General features: G+C 71.4%; 14 protein-coding genes and 1 pseudogene. 4 read left to right on the top strand and 11 right to left on the bottom strand.

Annotated features, from left to right (window positions below):
• Both L2C96_RS42740 and L2C96_RS42745 read right to left on the bottom strand, forming a co-directional pair.
• Positions 1-376 (bottom strand): annotated as a pseudogene (locus L2C96_RS42740) (sugar ABC transporter substrate-binding protein); the annotation flags it as partial.
• 44 nt (positions 377-420) lie between these two features.
• Positions 421-1,419: an ABC transporter permease gene (locus L2C96_RS42745; protein WP_237340142.1), complete on the bottom strand. Its 999-nt coding sequence runs from the start codon at positions 1,417-1,419 to the stop codon at positions 421-423.
• A 293-nt stretch (positions 1,420-1,712) separates the two neighbouring features.
• Between L2C96_RS42745 and L2C96_RS42750 the strand changes: the two genes are divergently transcribed.
• Positions 1,713-2,369, top strand: coding sequence for a TetR/AcrR family transcriptional regulator (locus L2C96_RS42750; protein ID WP_237340143.1), 657 nt, complete (start codon positions 1,713-1,715; stop codon positions 2,367-2,369).
• Between the two features lie 209 nt (positions 2,370-2,578).
• Here the strand turns inward: L2C96_RS42750 and L2C96_RS42755 are convergent, their stop codons facing one another.
• Positions 2,579-3,307 (bottom strand): mycothiol-dependent nitroreductase Rv2466c family protein, encoded by a 729-nt coding sequence (locus tag L2C96_RS42755; RefSeq protein WP_237340144.1) that lies wholly within the window; start codon positions 3,305-3,307, stop codon positions 2,579-2,581.
• Positions 3,308-3,433: 126 nt separating this feature from the next.
• Here L2C96_RS42755 and L2C96_RS42760 point away from each other — a divergent pair, with 126 nt between their 5' ends.
• The 3 genes from L2C96_RS42760 (at position 3,434) to L2C96_RS42770 (ending at position 7,168) form a co-directional block, all read left to right on the top strand.
• Positions 3,434-4,213, top strand: a complete 780-nt coding sequence (locus tag L2C96_RS42760; protein ID WP_237340145.1) for an enoyl-CoA hydratase/isomerase family protein — start codon at positions 3,434-3,436, stop codon at positions 4,211-4,213.
• A gap of 115 nt (positions 4,214-4,328) precedes the next feature.
• A complete protein-coding gene (locus L2C96_RS42765) occupies positions 4,329-5,978 on the top strand; it encodes a class I adenylate-forming enzyme family protein (protein WP_237340146.1) in 1,650 nt (549 codons plus the stop codon).
• Entirely contained in the window at positions 5,975-7,168 is a 1,194-nt protein-coding gene (locus tag L2C96_RS42770) for a PucR family transcriptional regulator (protein WP_237340147.1), read from the top strand. Before L2C96_RS42765 ends, L2C96_RS42770 begins: the two co-directional genes overlap by 4 nt.
• Here the strand turns inward: L2C96_RS42770 and L2C96_RS42775 are convergent, their stop codons facing one another.
• From L2C96_RS42775 to L2C96_RS42810, 8 genes are all read right to left on the bottom strand, one after another.
• Positions 7,169-8,824 (bottom strand): acetate--CoA ligase, encoded by a 1,656-nt coding sequence (locus L2C96_RS42775; RefSeq protein ID WP_237340148.1) that lies wholly within the window; start codon positions 8,822-8,824, stop codon positions 7,169-7,171.
• Between the two features lie 12 nt (positions 8,825-8,836).
• Positions 8,837-9,217: a MaoC/PaaZ C-terminal domain-containing protein gene (locus tag L2C96_RS42780; RefSeq protein WP_237340149.1), complete on the bottom strand. Its 381-nt coding sequence runs from the start codon at positions 9,215-9,217 to the stop codon at positions 8,837-8,839.
• 14 nt (positions 9,218-9,231) lie between these two features.
• A complete protein-coding gene (locus tag L2C96_RS42785; protein ID WP_237340150.1) occupies positions 9,232-10,398 on the bottom strand; it encodes a CaiB/BaiF CoA transferase family protein in 1,167 nt (388 codons plus the stop codon).
• Between the two features lie 61 nt (positions 10,399-10,459).
• Positions 10,460-10,906, bottom strand: coding sequence for an FAS1-like dehydratase domain-containing protein (locus L2C96_RS42790; protein WP_237340151.1), 447 nt, complete (start codon positions 10,904-10,906; stop codon positions 10,460-10,462).
• 1 nt (position 10,907) lies between these two features.
• A complete protein-coding gene (locus tag L2C96_RS42795) occupies positions 10,908-11,891 on the bottom strand; it encodes an NADPH:quinone oxidoreductase family protein (protein ID WP_237340152.1) in 984 nt (327 codons plus the stop codon).
• Positions 11,892-12,185: 294 nt separating this feature from the next.
• Positions 12,186-13,085, bottom strand: a complete 900-nt coding sequence (locus L2C96_RS42800; RefSeq protein WP_237340153.1) for a PhzF family phenazine biosynthesis isomerase — start codon at positions 13,083-13,085, stop codon at positions 12,186-12,188.
• A complete protein-coding gene (locus L2C96_RS42805; protein ID WP_237340154.1) occupies positions 13,082-13,465 on the bottom strand; it encodes a RidA family protein in 384 nt (127 codons plus the stop codon). The genes L2C96_RS42800 and L2C96_RS42805 overlap by 4 nt, the downstream gene beginning before the upstream one ends.
• Entirely contained in the window at positions 13,462-14,934 is a 1,473-nt protein-coding gene (locus L2C96_RS42810) for a leucyl aminopeptidase (protein WP_237340155.1), read from the bottom strand. Before L2C96_RS42810 ends, L2C96_RS42805 begins: the two co-directional genes overlap by 4 nt.
• Positions 14,935-15,414 lie beyond the last annotated feature (480 nt).

Below are 15,414 nucleotides of genomic sequence, written 5' to 3' on the forward strand. Positions count from 1 at the left end.
CGAAGTTGTGCACCACCAGCACCGCGGGCTTCTCGTTGATCAACGACTGCACGGCCTCGGCCTGCTTCGCGGTGTCCCAGTTGGGATCGCGCAGCACGTAGTTCATGCCGGCGGCCTTGAACCCGCGTTCCAGCTGCCGGTTCCACTCCTCCATCAACGGGGTGCCCATGCCGACCGGCACGAACGCGGCCGTCTTGCCCTGCAAGCTGTTCAGCGCGTGGTCGCGCAACTCGCCCGCGGAAGCCGTCGGCGGCACTTGGTTGTTCCCCGCGGCCGTGGTCTGGGCGCTGCCCCCGGTCGAGCAGCCGGTGACAGCCAGCACGGCGGCCGCGGCGAGCCCGCTGATCCGCAGCATCCGCGATTTGCCGATTCGCATGGCAGGACCTCCTTGTCCTTGTGTCGAAATCCGTTGTCCGGGGTTCAGTCGCCCTGGCGGACGGTCTCCTCGTCACGCGGGTGCAGCCGGTTGTCCAGCACGAGCGCCGCGAGCAGGATCAAGCCCTTGATGATGTCCTGCTCATGCGTGTTCATGTTGAGGATCGTCATCCCGTTGAGCATCACACCGATCAGCGCGGTGCCCACGACCACGCTCAGCACGCTGCCCCGCCCACCGACCAGGCTGATGCCACCGACCACGACGACGAGCAGCACGTCGTAGATCAGCGAGCTGTCGATCACCTGCGTGTTGAGCCCGCCGACGGAACCGGCGACGATGAGGCCGCCGACGAACCCGATCGAGGCGCTGGCCATGTACTCGAAGATGGTGAGCGGCCGGACGGAAACACCCGACAGGGCCGCCGCGCCCGCGTTGTCGCCGTGTGCGTAGATGAACCGGCCGGTCTTGGTCCGCGACAGCATGACCTGCGCCAGCACCGCGGTCACCACGAACACGATGATGGGGACCGGGATGCCGAACAAGGTGCCCTGACCGAGGGCGACGACGAAGTGCCGGTCGCCGGGAAGTTCGGCGATCAGTCCATCGAGGACGGTCGTGCGCGCCAGGCCGTAGACGAGCAGGCCGGAGGCCAGCGTCGCGAACAAGGCCGGGATCTCGGCGAACGCGATCAGGAATCCGTTGAACAGTCCCATCACGAGCACGATCCCGATGCCCACGATCAGCGCGACGGGCGTGCTGACTTCGGTGCGCATCAACTGGATCGCCACCGCGGTGGCGACGCCCATCGAAGCGATGAGCGAGAGGTCCATACCGCGTGCGATCACCACGACCGCCATCGCCACGCCGAAGATTCCGAGCGACGACACGCTGCGGACCAGGTTGACGAGGTTGTTCAGCTCGAGGAAGCCGTTGAGGGTCAGGCCGAAAACCACGAAGAGCGCCACGACCACCACGAGGACGATTTGCTCCTGGGAGATGTTGGCCGGCAGGCCGGATCGCCGCCGCAAAAGAGTTCCGCTCATCGCCACTCCGTTGTCCGATGGCTCTGTATTGATCGGTCAGTATCGACGTCGGACCGAACGGTACAGGTGATCTGCGGCGAGTCAATCCCTGATCGAGCAGCCGCGTCCGGACTTCACCCAGATGAGTGACGGCGCTCACAAAATGCTGGTTACACCGCCTGGCGGACCTGCTGCCGCATGCTACGCGTGGGTACGTGGACCGCCCTGCCATCGGCTTCGTGGCCAGCCGCTGCCCGTTGCGATCTCTATACTGATCGGTACGCTGACATCGATCGGCGAATCGGGGAGGAACGATGGCACACCGGCGGGACACGTCGGGCGAGTCGACCCACGAGCGCATTCTGCGCGTCGCGGCCGAGATCTTCGCACGCAAGGGCTATCACGCCACCGGCGTCGCCGAACTCGGCGAGGCGGCCGGTCTGCAGCGCGGCGCTCTCTACTACCACATCCGGTCCAAAGAGGACCTGTTGTACGACCTGTCGAAGCGCCACGTCGAGGAGGCGCTCGAACGGGGCAGGGCCGTGGTGACGCAAGACATCCCCGCGACGGAGAAGCTGCGCGCGCTCGCCAGGGAACACTTACGCATCATGGCCGCGCGCTGCGACGAGGTGACCGTGGTGATCCGGGAAATGCACGCGCTGAGCGGCAAGCGCGCAACGCAGCTGACCGCGTTGCGCGACGAGTACGAGAACCTCTTCGCCGAGGTGCTGCGCGCGGGGGTACGCGAAGGAGTCTTCGCCAGCGCGGACCGGGTGGTCGTGCTCGGCGTGCTGGGCATGTTCAACTGGACCCACGTCTGGCTCGACACCGAGCGCGGTCCGCTGTCCCCGGAGGACATCGCCGACCGGCTCACCGACCTCGTGATCCACGGCCAGCTCCGGCCCACCGGGCACGTCGCCCAGCCGACGGCGGCACCCGCCGCGGAACCGGCTCCGGCCACCATCCCCTGACCACCACCGCGGCCGCCGGCCCGGTCACCGGCGCAACCGGCGAGTCCGTCGCGGCCACGATCTCCTGGCCGGCCGCGCTACGCCTTCTCCCGGCCGCGGCTCCCACCGCACCGAACGTCCGCCGCACGACCGGCCCATCGGCCGCCGCCGGCGGATCGCGTCATCGCCGAACCCGCCCGCAGCCTCCGCGGCCCGGCCGACCGGACCGCCTACTTCTTCTGGCGGCGGCTCCCGCCGTGCCAGTCCTCCTGCCGCCCCACTTCACCCTCCCGCACGCCGAACGACAGCAGCTGGGGACGTTCCCGGAGGCTGCGCTTCAGCTCCGTGAACCCGGGGAACCGCGCCAGCGCCACCACGTGGTCCCAGAGCTCGAGCGCCTCCTCCTCGGTGGGAAGACGGCTGATCACCGGCCCGAAGAGCGCGGTGCCCTCGGGCGGCTCGAAATGCAGGATGGGCGTGCCGACGTCCTTGCCGGTGAGCGCCAGGGCGGTGTCGGTTTCCGCCTGGATCTCCGCGTCCCAGCCGGAGTCCTCCAGCGCGTCCACGTAGTCCTCAGGCAGCCCGCACTGCCGCAACGCCTCGATCGCGAGCGCCCTGGTGCCCCGGTGCACCGCGGCGGCACTGCCGCCCGGCACCGGTTCACGCTCGAAGGTCTCCGCACCGAGCACCTCGTAGAACGGCCCGATCGGGTCAGGCCCGTGCGCCTGACGGATCCGCGCGGCGACGCGCAGCAGCTTCAGCCCGGCGGTGTGCGACGCCTCGTACTCGGGCGGGAAGTGCGCGGCGTAGTCGATGTGGCTGTTGAGCAGCCGCAACGAAATGAACCGCCACTCGACGTCGTAGCGCTTTTGCCGGGCGACGATCCGGACCCATTTGCTCGCCATCCAGGCGAAGGGGCAGACCGGGTCGAAGTAGAAGTGCAGATCAGCGTCGGCCATGGCCCCACCCTACTCTTCTGGACCACTCGGTCTGCCCGGTCACCGAGTTATGTCAAAGCTCACAGCACGTCCTCGGATCGCACCCTTATCCTCCTTTGTACCGATCGATACAGACAGGAGTCGCCCATGCCCGAGCACGTCCAGCTGACGGTGGAGGACGGCGTCGGCGTCGTCCGCCTCGACCGGCCGCCGGTGAACGCGCTGAACCGGACCGTGCGGGAGGAACTGGCCGAGGTCGCCGTGACCCTGACCGTCCGCGACGACATCCGGGCCGTCGTGATCCACGGGGGACCCAAGACCTTCGCCGCCGGCGCCGACGTGCGTGAGCTCGCGTCGGCGTCCCACGCCGAGATGGTCGCGCGGTCGCGGCGGATCTCGGCGGGCATCGGTGCGCTGGCGTCCGTGCCGAAGCCGACGGTCAGCGCGATCACCGGGTACGCGCTCGGTGGCGGGCTCGAGATCGCCTTGAGCACCGACCGCCGCATCGCCGCGGACGACGCGAAGCTCGGGTTGCCCGAGATCCTGCTCGGCGTGATCCCGGGAGGCGGCGGAACCCAGCGGCTCGCGCGGCTGGTGGGCGAGGCCGCGGCGAAAGACCTCGTTTACACCGGCCGCTTCGTCGGCGCCCCCGAGGCCCTGGAGATGGGTCTGGTCGATGAGGCCGTGCCCGCCGAGGAGGTCTACGACCGGGCCCACGCCTACGCGGCCCAGTTCGCCGAGGGGCCGGCACTGGCCTACGCGGCGGCGAAGAAGGCGATCGAGGGCGGGCTCGACCGTGACCTGACCGCGGGCCTGGACCTCGAGTCGGAGGTGTTCGCCGAACTGTTCGCCACCGAGGACCGCACGATCGGCATGGAGTCCTTCCTCGAGCACGGCCCGGGCAAGGCCCGGTTCACCGGACGGTGAACGCACGACCGGCGGTACTTGTTTATACCGATCGGTACACGCATAATCAGCATTTGACAGGCAATTCCAGACCGATCAGTACACCAGCTGTTCCGGGCGAGGAGGTTGGGCGACGATGCTCAGCGGAACGACCCAGGTGGGTCAGGGCACGTCCGGGGGCACCGGCGTGATCGGCCCCGACGGACTGGATCATCGGCAGCGTGCCACCCAGGTCACGGTCGCGGACCTCTACGAGCGGGGGTACCGGCAGTACGGCTCCCGGACCGCCGTACGGCACGGGGACAGTGCGATCACCTACCGCGAGCTGGGCGAGCGCGTCCACCGCATCGTCGGCGGGCTCACCGGCCTGGGCGTCCGGCGGGGCGACCGGGGCGTCCTGCTGCTGGGGAACTGCCCCGAGTTCTTCGAAATCGAGCACGCGTTGTTCCTCGGCGGCTTCGTCCGGACCGCCCTGAGCATCCGGCTGCACCTGCGCGAGGTGGTGCACATCCTCACCGACTGCGCCGCCACGGTGGTGTTCGCCGCGCCGGAGTGGGCCGAGCGGCTGGCCGGGGTGCGTGACCAGCTGCCCGCGCTGCGGCACGTGGTCACCGTGGACGGCGGCCCGGGTGACACGACGCTGGAGGAGTTGCGCGAAGCGGCACCCGCGCCCTACACGCGGCCACTCCCCCACGAGCCGGCCGCGATCCTGTACACGAGCGGGACGACCGGGATGCCCAAGGGCGCGACGCTCAGCCACGCCAACTGGGCGGCGATGGTGCGCAACGAGCTCCTGGAGCTGCCACGGGCCCGCGACGACGACCTCGTGCTGCACGTCGCGCCGTTGAGCCACCTCAGCGGGTACGTCGCTCCGTCGTACTTCGTCCGGGGAGCGACCCACCTGACCTGCCCGAAGTTCGACGCCACCGAAACGCTGGAGCTGGTCGAGCGGCACGGGGTGACGATCCTGCCCATGGTGCCGACGATGCTGAACCTCCTGGTGCTCGCAGCCGAGCAGCGCACCGGGGACTACGGGTCGCTGCACACCGTCGTGTACGCCGGATCGCCGATCGCGCCCGACCGGCTGGCCCGGGCACGCCAGGTGTTCGGGGACGTGTTCATCCAGTTCTACGGCCTGAGCGAACTGCCCATCCCCATCGCCTGCCTGTCCCGGCAGGACCACTCCTTCGACCCGGCGAGCGGGATTCCCGCACGCCTGGCGAGCGCCGGCAGGATCAGCCCGTTCGTCGAGGTCAAGCTGGTCGACGACGCCGGCGCCGAGGTTCCCCACGGCGAGGTCGGCGAGATCACCGTGCGCGGCGACCAGACGATGATGGGTTACTGGCACCTGCCCGGGGCGACGGCGGACATGGTCGACGCCGAGGGCTGGGCGAGCACCGGTGACCTCGGGCGGTTCGACGAGGACGGCTACCTCTACATCGTCGACCGCAAGAAGGACATGGTGGTCACCGGCGGGTTCAACGTGTACCCCACGGAGATCGAGAACGTCGTGTCGACGTTGCCCGCGGTGTCCGAGGTCGCCGTCATCGGCGTCCCGGACCCGGTCTGGGGCGAGGCGCTCAAGGCCGTCGTCGTGGTCCGCGACGGGTACTCGCTGACCCCGGAGGAGGTGGTGGCGGTCTGCTCGGCGAACCTCGCGAGCTACAAGAAACCCCGGTCCGTGGAGTTCGTGACCGGGCTGCCCAAGACGGGGTCGGGCAAGATCATGCGGCGGCAGCTGCGGGACCGGTACTGGACCGCCGGTGACCGCAAGGTCGGCGGTTGAGCGAGCTCCCGGCGGAGCCCGGGCCCGTCGAGGACCTGTTCGAGGTCGTCGACACGGCCGCGCGGCTGCTCGGCGGCCCCGTGGTGGTCGAGGACGCGGACTTCCGCGTCCTGGCCTACTCGGCGGTCGCCGGGCAGCCCAACGACGAGGCGCGGCGGTCGGCGATCCTCAACCGCCGCACCCCCGACCGTTGGTTGCGGTGGATGGAGGAGTCCGGGATCCGCCACCGCCTGCAGCGCGACGACCGGCTCATCCGGCTCGACGCACCCTGGCCGTCGCCGCTGCGGCGCTACATCCGGCCGGTCCGATCGGACGGGCACGTGGTGGGCTACCTCTGGCTCATGAGTGACGACGCGGAGCCGGCCCCGGACGTCGAACGCCTCGCCCGCGACTTCGCCGACATCGTGGCCCCCGAACTCGCCCGCCGACGCCGCGCACGAGTCGAGCACCCAGGGGCACGGCTGCTCCGCCGGTTCCTGGGCGGGTACCTGCCCGCCGCCCAGCTGGCCCAAGAGCTCGGGGTCGACGGGGACGACGTCGGCGCCGTGATCCTGGTGTTCGGGACCGGGACCCAGCCCCTCGGCGCGGTGGCGCTGCGCGCGCTGTCCCGGTACGCGCGGATGAAGCCGCACACCTGGCTCGCGGGCGCCCTCGGCGCGCGGACCTACCTGCTGCACGTGGCACCGGACCTGTCCGAGGCCACGGTGGGCCAGCTGGTGCGGGAGACCTCGGCGGAGCTCGAGCGGGCGGCGCGGGCACCGGTGTGCGCTGCCGCCGGTTCGGCCGTGCACGGGCTCGCGTCCGCACTCCGGTCCCGCGAGGAGGCCGACCTGACGTTGCGCGTCCTCCAGGCGCGCGAGCGCCGCACCGGCTGCTTCAGCGCCCTGCGGCACGAGGTCCTCCTCGACGAGGTCGTGTCCTTCCTGCGGGCGCGCCCCGTCCTGACGCGCGGTCTGCTGGACGGGCTGAGCACGCACGATCGCCTGCACGGCACCGACTACCAGCGGACCCTGCGGGTGTACCTCGACTCGTTCGGCGACGTCCGGCGCGCGGCGGAGGTTCTGCACATCCACGCGAACTCGCTGCGGTACCGGCTCAAACGGCTGGCCGACCTGGCCCCGCTCGATCTGGACGATCCGGACGCCAGGCTGGCCGTGCAACTCGTTCTCGCCGCGATCCGGTCGCCCTGACTACCCGGCGTCCGCGAGCCGCGGCGGCTGATCCCGCAGCGATGCGCGCCGGACCTTGCCCGTCACCGTCTTGGGCAGATCGGGGACGTAGTCGACGATGCGCGGGTAGGCGTGCCGTCCGATCTCCCGGCGCACCAGGTCCTGGAGCTCGGCGGTGAGGGCCGCGGACGGGGTGGCCCCGGCGTCGAGGACCACCACGGCGCGCACCACCGATCCGCGCCGCGGATCCGGGGCCGCGACCGCCGCCGCCTCGAGGACCGACGGGTGCGAGGTGAGCACCGACTCGATCTCACCGGGGCCGACGTTGTACCCGGCGGTGACGATGACGTCGTCGCCCCGTCCCACGAACCACCACCGGCCGTCCTCGTCGAGCCGGACGACATCCATGGTCCGGAACCACTCCCCGCCGACCAGGCGGGACTCCCACAGGTCGCGGGCGTTGGCGTAGCTGCTCGTCAGCTGGTAGGGCGGGCGCCGGAAGACGATCTCGCCCTGGCCGGGGCCCTCGACGAACTCCCCGTCCTCGCCGAGCAGGCGCGCCTCCCAGCCGGGGACGACACCGGCGAGCGAGCCGGGCACCGTCTCCCCGCCGTCGTCGGCGAGGTCGGCGAGCACCATGCCCAGTTCCGTCTGGCCGTATCCGTCGCGCAGCGGTGCCTCCGACAACCGCCGCCACCGCGCGGCCGTGTCCGCGTCCAGGGGCTCCCCCGCGCTCACCGCACAGCGCACCGAGGACGGGATGCCCCGCTCGGCCGCGGCGACGACCAGCCGGCGGTAGGCCGTGGGTACGGAGGTCAGGCAGGTGACCCCCTCGCGTTCCACGACGTCGAGCCAGGCATCCGGATCGAAGTCGCCGGTGTACATGACCCGGGCGACCCCGCGCACCATCGGGGCCGCGCCGGTGGACAGCAGGCCGAACGACCACCCCGGGTCCGTGGTGGTGAACAGGAGGTCCCGCTCACCGGCCGTCACGCTGTGGTCGAACCAGGGCAGCAGCGAGATCACGCCCGCGTGCGGGATGACGCACCCCTTGGGTTCGCTGGTCGTCCCACTGGTGAACATGACGACCGCCGTCTCGTCCGCCGCCGTGCCGGCCATCGGCGTGACCGGGTGGCCGGCGTCGAGCTCGGCGGCGAAGTCCCGGTCCCCCTCGAGCAGACCCGCCCCGTCGGCGCCGGCGACGGTGAACACCTGGATGTCGCGCCGCAGCAGCGGCCGGGCGGCCTCCAGGACCTGCCGCCAGCGCTGGTCGACGACGACGGCCTCGACTCCGGCGGCGTTGAGCCGCTGCGCGATGGCGTCGTGCCCGAACCCGCAGAAGAGCGGGACGTAGACCATCCCGGCGTGCCACGCGCCCAGCGCGGCGATCCAGGCCTCGACCTGGCGGGTGAGGATCGCGCCCACCTTCGCCCCGCGGCGCAGCCCCGCGGCGACGAAGGCATCGGCGGCCCGGCTCGCCTGGCCGAAGAGGTCGCGGTAGGTGTGGCGCTGTGCGCTGCCGTCCGGGTGGCACACGACCAGTGCGAGCCGGTCGGCGTCGGCGGCCCAGCGTCCACAGCACTCGTGGGCGAGGTTGAAGCCCCGTTCCGGGTCCTGGTCGAGCGTGCCCAGGACGCGCTTCCACTCGTCCGCGGCAGAGCTGCCGGACTGTCCCATGTGTACTCCTCCTCAGGACCGGGTGACCGCTTCGCCACCACGGATCAGCGGACGGCCGTTCTGGTCGGCGGCCAAATCGGCCACGATCCCCGCGCCGTCCGCCGCACGGACCGAGCCGCGGACGACGATTTCCTCTTCCGGCACGCCGAAACCGCGGAACTGCACCGCGATCCGGCGCAGGACACGGGGATCACCACCGGCCGCCGTCATCACCGCGCGAGCAGCGATGCCCATCGTGTACAGGCCGTGCAGGATGTTGCCGGGCAGGCCCACTCCGCGCGCGTACTCCTCGTCGACGTGGATGGGGTTGAAGTCCTCCGACGCCCCCGCGTACCGGTGCGGCAGGTACCGGTCCGGGGTCACGGCGAGCTCGAAGGTTTCGCCCGGTTCCACAGGCCCGCTCCCCGTCATGCCGAGGTGACCCGGGGACGGTCGACCGCGACGCCCGCTTCGATCAGCTCCGCGATCTCCCGCTCGGCGAAGCCCCAGTCGGCCAGCGCGGCCCTGGTGTGCTCACCGGGGGAACAGGGCGGTGACTGGATCGAGCCCGGTGTGCGGTCGAAGCGCGGGACGGGAGCGGGCTGACGCATGCCGAACTCGGTCACGTAGGTGCCCCGCGCCTTGAGGTGCGGGTGCGCCATGGCCTCGTCCACGGTGAGCACCGGCGCGAAGCAGACGTCGGTGCCCTCGAACACCTCCACCCAGTGATCGCGGGTCGCGGAGGCGAAGATCTCGGTGAGCCGGACCCGCAGGGCGGGCCAGCGGGACCGGTCGTCCTGCGGCCACTCGCCGGGGTCCAGGCCCAGCCGGTCCAGGAGGAGGGCGTAGAACTGCGGTTCGATCGAGCCGATCGTGATGTACCGGCCGTCGGCGGTGGCGTAGGAGTCGTAGTACGGCGCGCCCCCGTCGAGGAAGTTGTCTTCCCGGTTGCCGTTCCACACGCCCATGTTCATGAACCCGACGATGCTGGCGAACAGCGCCGCGGTGCCGTCGACCATCGCGGCGTCGATCACCTGGCCCCGGTTGGACCCGGCGCGCTCGAGCAGGGCCGCCAGCACACCGACGACCATGACCATGCCGCCGCCGCCGAAGTCGCCGACGAGGTTCAGCACGGGCGGGGGCGGTGCGTCCCGGCGCCCGATCGCCGCCAGCGGACCGGCCAGCGCGACATAGTTGATGTCGTGCCCGGCGGCGGTGGCCAGCGGCCCGGTCTGGCCCCAGCCCGTCATCCGCCCGTAGATCAGCCGTGGGTTGCGTTCCAGCACCGGCCCCGGCCCGATCCCGAGCCGTTCGGCCACGCCCGGGCGGAACGGGTCGAGCAGGACGTCGGCACGGTCGAGCAGGCGCAGGACGGTCTCCTGGCCGCGACGCGCCTTGAGGTCGAGGGCGATCGACCGGCGCCCGCGCAGCAGCAGGTCCAGCTCGTGCCGCTGGTGCTCGCCGAGGTCGCCGCCGAGGGGCCGGTCGATCCGCACGACCTCGGCACCGAGGTCGGACATCATCATCGCGGCGAACGGGGCGGGCCCGATGCCGCCGAGCTCGACGACCCGCACACCACTCAGGGGTCCGGACATGTCACCTCCGCATGACTGGGACTGTTTCGGATTCGGGCGTGCGGCTCGGCCGCTTCCGGGATCACGCCTGGTCGCCGGTGCCGCGGACGATCATCGTCCACCGCCCGTCGGCGACGATCTCACCGAACTGGTTCGCCGAATGGGACGAGAACACGAAGAACTCGAGGTCCCTCTTCGCGTGGACGTCCGCGACCGCGGCACTGGTCGTGATGACGTCGCCGTGGCAGACGGGCGCTCCGAACTCGAACTCCTGCCCGCCGTGGAGCATGCGCGCGTAGTCGATGCCCACGTCGGGGTGCCGGACCGCCGGCCCCATCCACTTGCAGAACACCACCGCGAACATCGGGGGCGCCACGACGTCGCGGAAACCCATCGACCGGGCGACCTCGCGGTCGAAGTAGCAGGCTTCGCCGTGTCCGAGCGCGGTGGCGAACTCCCGGATCTTTTCGATCCCGACCTCGTAGGTCCACGGTCGGAAGGTGCGCCCGGTCAGGTTCCGCTCGGTCATGTCAGCGCAGCCTCAGCACGCTCTTGCCGACGGTCTTGCGCGCCTCGAGGTCCTTCAGCGCCTGCGCGCCGTCTTCCAGCGCGTAGGTCGCGCCGACGAGCGGACGGACGTGGCCCGCCTGAACGAGCTCGTTCAGCTTCCCGCCGACGCGGCGGATCAACGCGGGGTCGTGCGGCACGTAGTGTCCCCACGCGACGCCGACGGCGTCGATGTTGCGGAGCAGCAACCGGTTCGCCGCGATCTGCGGGATCCGCCCCTCGGCGAACCCGATGACGAGGATGCGGCCCTGTGGCCGGATCAGGCGCAGGCTGGCGTCGAAGCGGTCGCCGCCGACCGGGTCGTACACGAGATCGACGCCTTCGCCGGCGGTGCGCTCGCCGACCTCGTCGATCCAGTCGCCGACGAGGACGACCTCCTCCGCCCCGGCTTCCCGGGCGATGCCGGCCTTGCCCTCGTCGCTGACGACCGCCAGGACGCGAGCGCCGAGCCCGCGGGCGATCTGCACCGCCGCGGTGCCCACACCCCCGGCCGCTCCGTGCACCAGCACCGTCTCGCCGGCACGGAGCCGGCCGCGCTCGGCGAGTCCGAAGTAGGCGGTCTGGTAGTTGACCATCAGGCCGACGGCCTCGTCGAAGCCCATGGTGTCCGGGACCGGCACGACGTGCTGCGCGGGCACCGCCACCGTCTCGGCGTAGCCGCCGCCGTGGCCGGTGAACGCGATGACCCGGTCACCGGGCGCGACACCGGCTCCGGCGGGGGCCGACCGCACGATCCCGGCGACCTCCAGCCCGGGCGCGAAGGGCGGCTCGGGCTTGACCTGGTACCGCCCGTGGGTCAGGAGCAGGTCGGGGAACGTCACGCCCGCCGTGTGGACGTCGATGACGACGTCGTCCGGTGCGGGCGAGAGGCTGAGCGATCCGATCCTGACCGCATCGGGCCCCGTCGGCTCGCTGACGATCAGCGAACGGACATCCTCGCCTCTCATCGGTGTTCTCCTCACTGGGATTTCCGGGCGTTCCTGCAGATCCTGCCCGGGCGCGCGGCACCGTGTCTTCGTCCGAACACCAAAGAGACCGGCGGGTGGTCTTGGTGGATCGTCAAAACCGGGCGGCCAGGTGTGCGCGGAACCGCCGGACCAGCTCGGCGGCTGTTCTTCGGGCACCCAGTGACCCGCGCAGTGACTCGGCTCCAGCCGGCCGCCCCGCTCAGGGCCAGAACGGGGATCGTGACGCGGTACTCGCGTGGACGGTGCGCGTCGCGCGGTGACCGGCTGTCGCTGTCACAGAGTGAACGTGGCGCGGAACGCCGTGACCGCCTCACCGGTGATCGAAACCGTCAGGTCGCCCTCCGGGGACCTCGCGACGCACACCCGCACCCGCCCGGGCCGCCCCATGGCCTCCCCCTGCCGGCCGGTGAAGGTGAACCGTCCATCATGGACCGGCGCGATCCCGTGCCGCACCAGGTAGGCGCCCAGTGGGCCGTGCCCGTTGCCGGTCACCGGGTCCTCGTCGATCCCGATCGCCGGCGCGAACATCCGCGACCAGGTCAGGGCATGGGGCGACGCGCCGTCCAGCGTGAAGACGAAGTACCCGTTGCACCCCGTCTCGCGGCTCAGCGACACCAGCGCCTCCCGGTCCGGACGCAGTCCGTCCACCGTGGCGCGATCGCGCAGCCCGACGAGCACCTTGCCGTGCCCGGTCGAGACGATCTGCACCGGCCTGTCCCCGGCCAGGTCGCCGCGGGCCACGCCCAGCGCGCGCAGCAACCGGTCCAGCCGCGGGCCCTCCAGTTCCGGCCCGAACCCGGCGGCGCCCTTGTGCATCCGAATCGCGATCCGGTCGCCGTCTCGCACCACGTCGACCGGCTGCCGCAGGCCGCCGCCTGTCTTCTGCACCAGCGAGCCGGCGGGCAACCCGTACTCGACCGCTCGGGCGAAGTGCGCGGCGACCGTCGCGTGCCCGCACGTGGGCACTTCCGCGGCCGGGGTGAAAAACCGCACCCGGACGTCGTGATCCGCCGAGTCCGCGGGCAGCACGAACGCGGTCTCGGAGTTGTTCAGCTCCCGCGCCACCGCGAGCATCTGCGCGTCCGTCATCCCCTCGGCGTCGAGCACCACCCCCGCCGGGTTGCCGGTGAACGCGGTGGTGGTGAAGGAGTCGACCTGGTACAGCACCCTCACGGCGCCACCACCAGCGCCACCGCGTCCGCCGCGACGCGGTAGCCGTGGTGCAGGCCGGCCACCTGCACCACGGCGCGAGCGGGACGGTGCGCGCCGAGCACCCGCGCGTACGCGGCGTCGGCTTCGTCCCAGTCGGCGATGTCCGCCACGAACAGGGTCATGCGGGCGATGCTCGCGGCGGTCCCGCCGGCCTCCCGCACGATCGCCACGACGTTGCCCACCGCCCGCGCCACCTGCTCGGCCACCGGCGCGCCGGGCGGGATCCCGGCCGGAAGCTGCGCGGACACCCAGATGGTCCCGCCGTCGGCGACGACGGCCTGCGCGTAGTGGCCGAACGGCCGCGGCGCCGCGGACGTGACCACCGGGCGCAGGGACGTCACGACCCCGCCTCCGCCAGCTCGCGCACCAGCTGCACGAGCGTCCGCACCCCCGCGCCGGTGCCGCCCCGCGGCGTGTAGCCGTAGGGCTCGCCCTCGTGGAAGGCAGGGCCGGCGATGTCGAGGTGCGCCCACGGCGTGCCGTCCGGCACGAACTCCTTCAGGAACAACCCCGCCACCAAGCCACCGCCCAAGCGCTCCCCCACGTTCGCGATGTCGGCGACCGGCGAGTTCAGGCTGGGGCGCAGGTCGGCGGGCAGCGGCAGGGGCCACGCCTGCTCACCGGCGCGGCGGGCGGCGGCGGCCACCCGGCCGCCGAATTCCTCGCTGGGCGACATCACCCCGAACATCCGGTTGCCCAGCGCCATTCGCATCGCGAACGTCAGCGTCGCGACGTCGACGATCACGTCCGGCTCGTCCTCCGCGGCGCGAGCGATCGCGTCGGCGAGGACGATCCGCCCCTCGGCGTCGGTGTTGAGCACTTCGACGGTGCGGCCGTCGTACATGCGGAGCACGTCGCCGGGGCGGGTGGCCGATCCGGACGGCATGTTCTCCGCGAGGGCGAGCCAGCCGCTCACCCGCACGGGCACCTCGAGCCGCGCGGCCGCGACCACGGCGGCGAACACGGCGGCGGCACCCGACATGTCGCGTTTCATGATCTCGTTCGACCCGACGGGCTTGAGCGACAGCCCGCCGGAGTCGTAGGTGATGCCCTTCCCGATCAAAGCGATGGTCCTCGCCGCGTCCGGGTGCGCGTAGGAGATCCGCACCAGCCGGGGCGGCCGGACCGATCCCTGCCCGACACCGAGCAGACCACCGAAGCCCGCCGCCGCAAGCGCTTTCTCGTCGAGGACCTCGACCGCCAGCCCGTGTCCGGCGCCCACCGCCTCGACCTCCGCGGCGAAGACCTCGGGGTAGAGGTCGTTCGCAGGCGTGTTGACCAGATCGCGCGCGCGGTTCACCTCCTGCGCGAGGACCACCGCGCGCCGTACCGCGGCATCGGCCGCCGCTTGTTCCACGCTGGTGAGCACGCCCAATTCGGCCGTCGCGGGCTGTCGCGCACTGCGGTAGGCGTCGAACGAGTACTGGCCGAGCACCGCGCCCAGCGTCACGGCCTCCACCGCGTCCGGGGTGCGCGCCGGCAGAGCCAGCACCACGCTCGTGACGCCGGCCAGGGCCCGCGCCGCCACGCCGGCGGCTTGCCGGAGGGCGTCCGGCCCGTACTCGCCGTCGCGGTCCGGCTCACCGAGGCCGACGAGCAGGACGGACCCGGCGTCGAACCCCGGCGGCGCGGGCAGCCTGAGAGTCTCGCCGGCCGCTCCGGTCATCCCCCACGCGGTCGCGGTCGCGATCAGCGGCGTGGCGTCGGCCGGAGCGGCGAGTCCGGCCGGTCCCCGCCCGGCCCCGATCACCACCACGTCGGAGTGCCGCCCGGCGGTCAGGGCGGTCACCTGTGTTGTCGTTGTGCTCACTCGAACCTCCGCCACCACGGTGCCGGAGGTGTCACGTAAGGACAAGTGAGGGTTTTTACAAGATCCTTAAGCGGCACTGAAGTGTTGTGTCCTCGCCAGGGTCGCCAGAGGCTAGGGTGTGCCTGACAAAGATCTCGTTGTTGGCGGGGATGCTGCCGGCTGTGTCGCGGTTTGCGTTGTCGTGGATGGGCAGTGGGCGTTGATCGAGGACTCGTTGGCGGTGCGGACTGGGCTGGTGGCGGTCGGCCGCTGGTGACGTTGATCGGCCCTGGGCGGGCCGGGGCGGCTCACGCGGTGGCCGCCCACCGGCATTCGACCCGATCGATTACCGCGACCGCTACGACGAACTCGCCACCGCCCACCGCTCAACAGTAGTACTCCACGCCGTGATCACCTGGACCAGAGCTTTGTCAGACACGGTCTAATACTGCAACGGCAGTTAGTGGTGTTGTGGTAGATCATCCTGGTGGTGGTCGATGT

Source organism: Amycolatopsis tucumanensis (genome assembly GCF_021654135.1).
Lineage (GTDB): Bacteria > Actinomycetota > Actinomycetes > Mycobacteriales > Pseudonocardiaceae > Amycolatopsis_E > Amycolatopsis_E tucumanensis.

What these genes read in the sequence shown, in the direction of transcription:
- L2C96_RS42760 (WP_237340145.1), top strand. Translation starts at nt 3,434, where the DNA reads ATGCCCGAGCACGTCCAGCTGACGGTGGAGGACGGCGTCGGCGTCGTC.
- L2C96_RS42775 (WP_237340148.1), bottom strand. Translation starts at nt 8,824, where the DNA reads ATGGGACAGTCCGGCAGCTCTGCCGCGGACGAGTGGAAGCGCGTCCTG.
- L2C96_RS42745 (WP_237340142.1), bottom strand. Translation starts at nt 1,419, where the DNA reads ATGAGCGGAACTCTTTTGCGGCGGCGATCCGGCCTGCCGGCCAACATC.
- L2C96_RS42785 (WP_237340150.1), bottom strand. Translation starts at nt 10,398, where the DNA reads ATGTCCGGACCCCTGAGTGGTGTGCGGGTCGTCGAGCTCGGCGGCATC.
- L2C96_RS42750 (WP_237340143.1), top strand. Translation starts at nt 1,713, where the DNA reads ATGGCACACCGGCGGGACACGTCGGGCGAGTCGACCCACGAGCGCATT.
- L2C96_RS42755 (WP_237340144.1), bottom strand. Translation starts at nt 3,307, where the DNA reads ATGGCCGACGCTGATCTGCACTTCTACTTCGACCCGGTCTGCCCCTTC.
- L2C96_RS42795 (WP_237340152.1), bottom strand. Translation starts at nt 11,891, where the DNA reads ATGAGAGGCGAGGATGTCCGTTCGCTGATCGTCAGCGAGCCGACGGGG.
- L2C96_RS42790 (WP_237340151.1), bottom strand. Translation starts at nt 10,906, where the DNA reads ATGACCGAGCGGAACCTGACCGGGCGCACCTTCCGACCGTGGACCTAC.
- L2C96_RS42765 (WP_237340146.1), top strand. Translation starts at nt 4,329, where the DNA reads ATGCTCAGCGGAACGACCCAGGTGGGTCAGGGCACGTCCGGGGGCACC.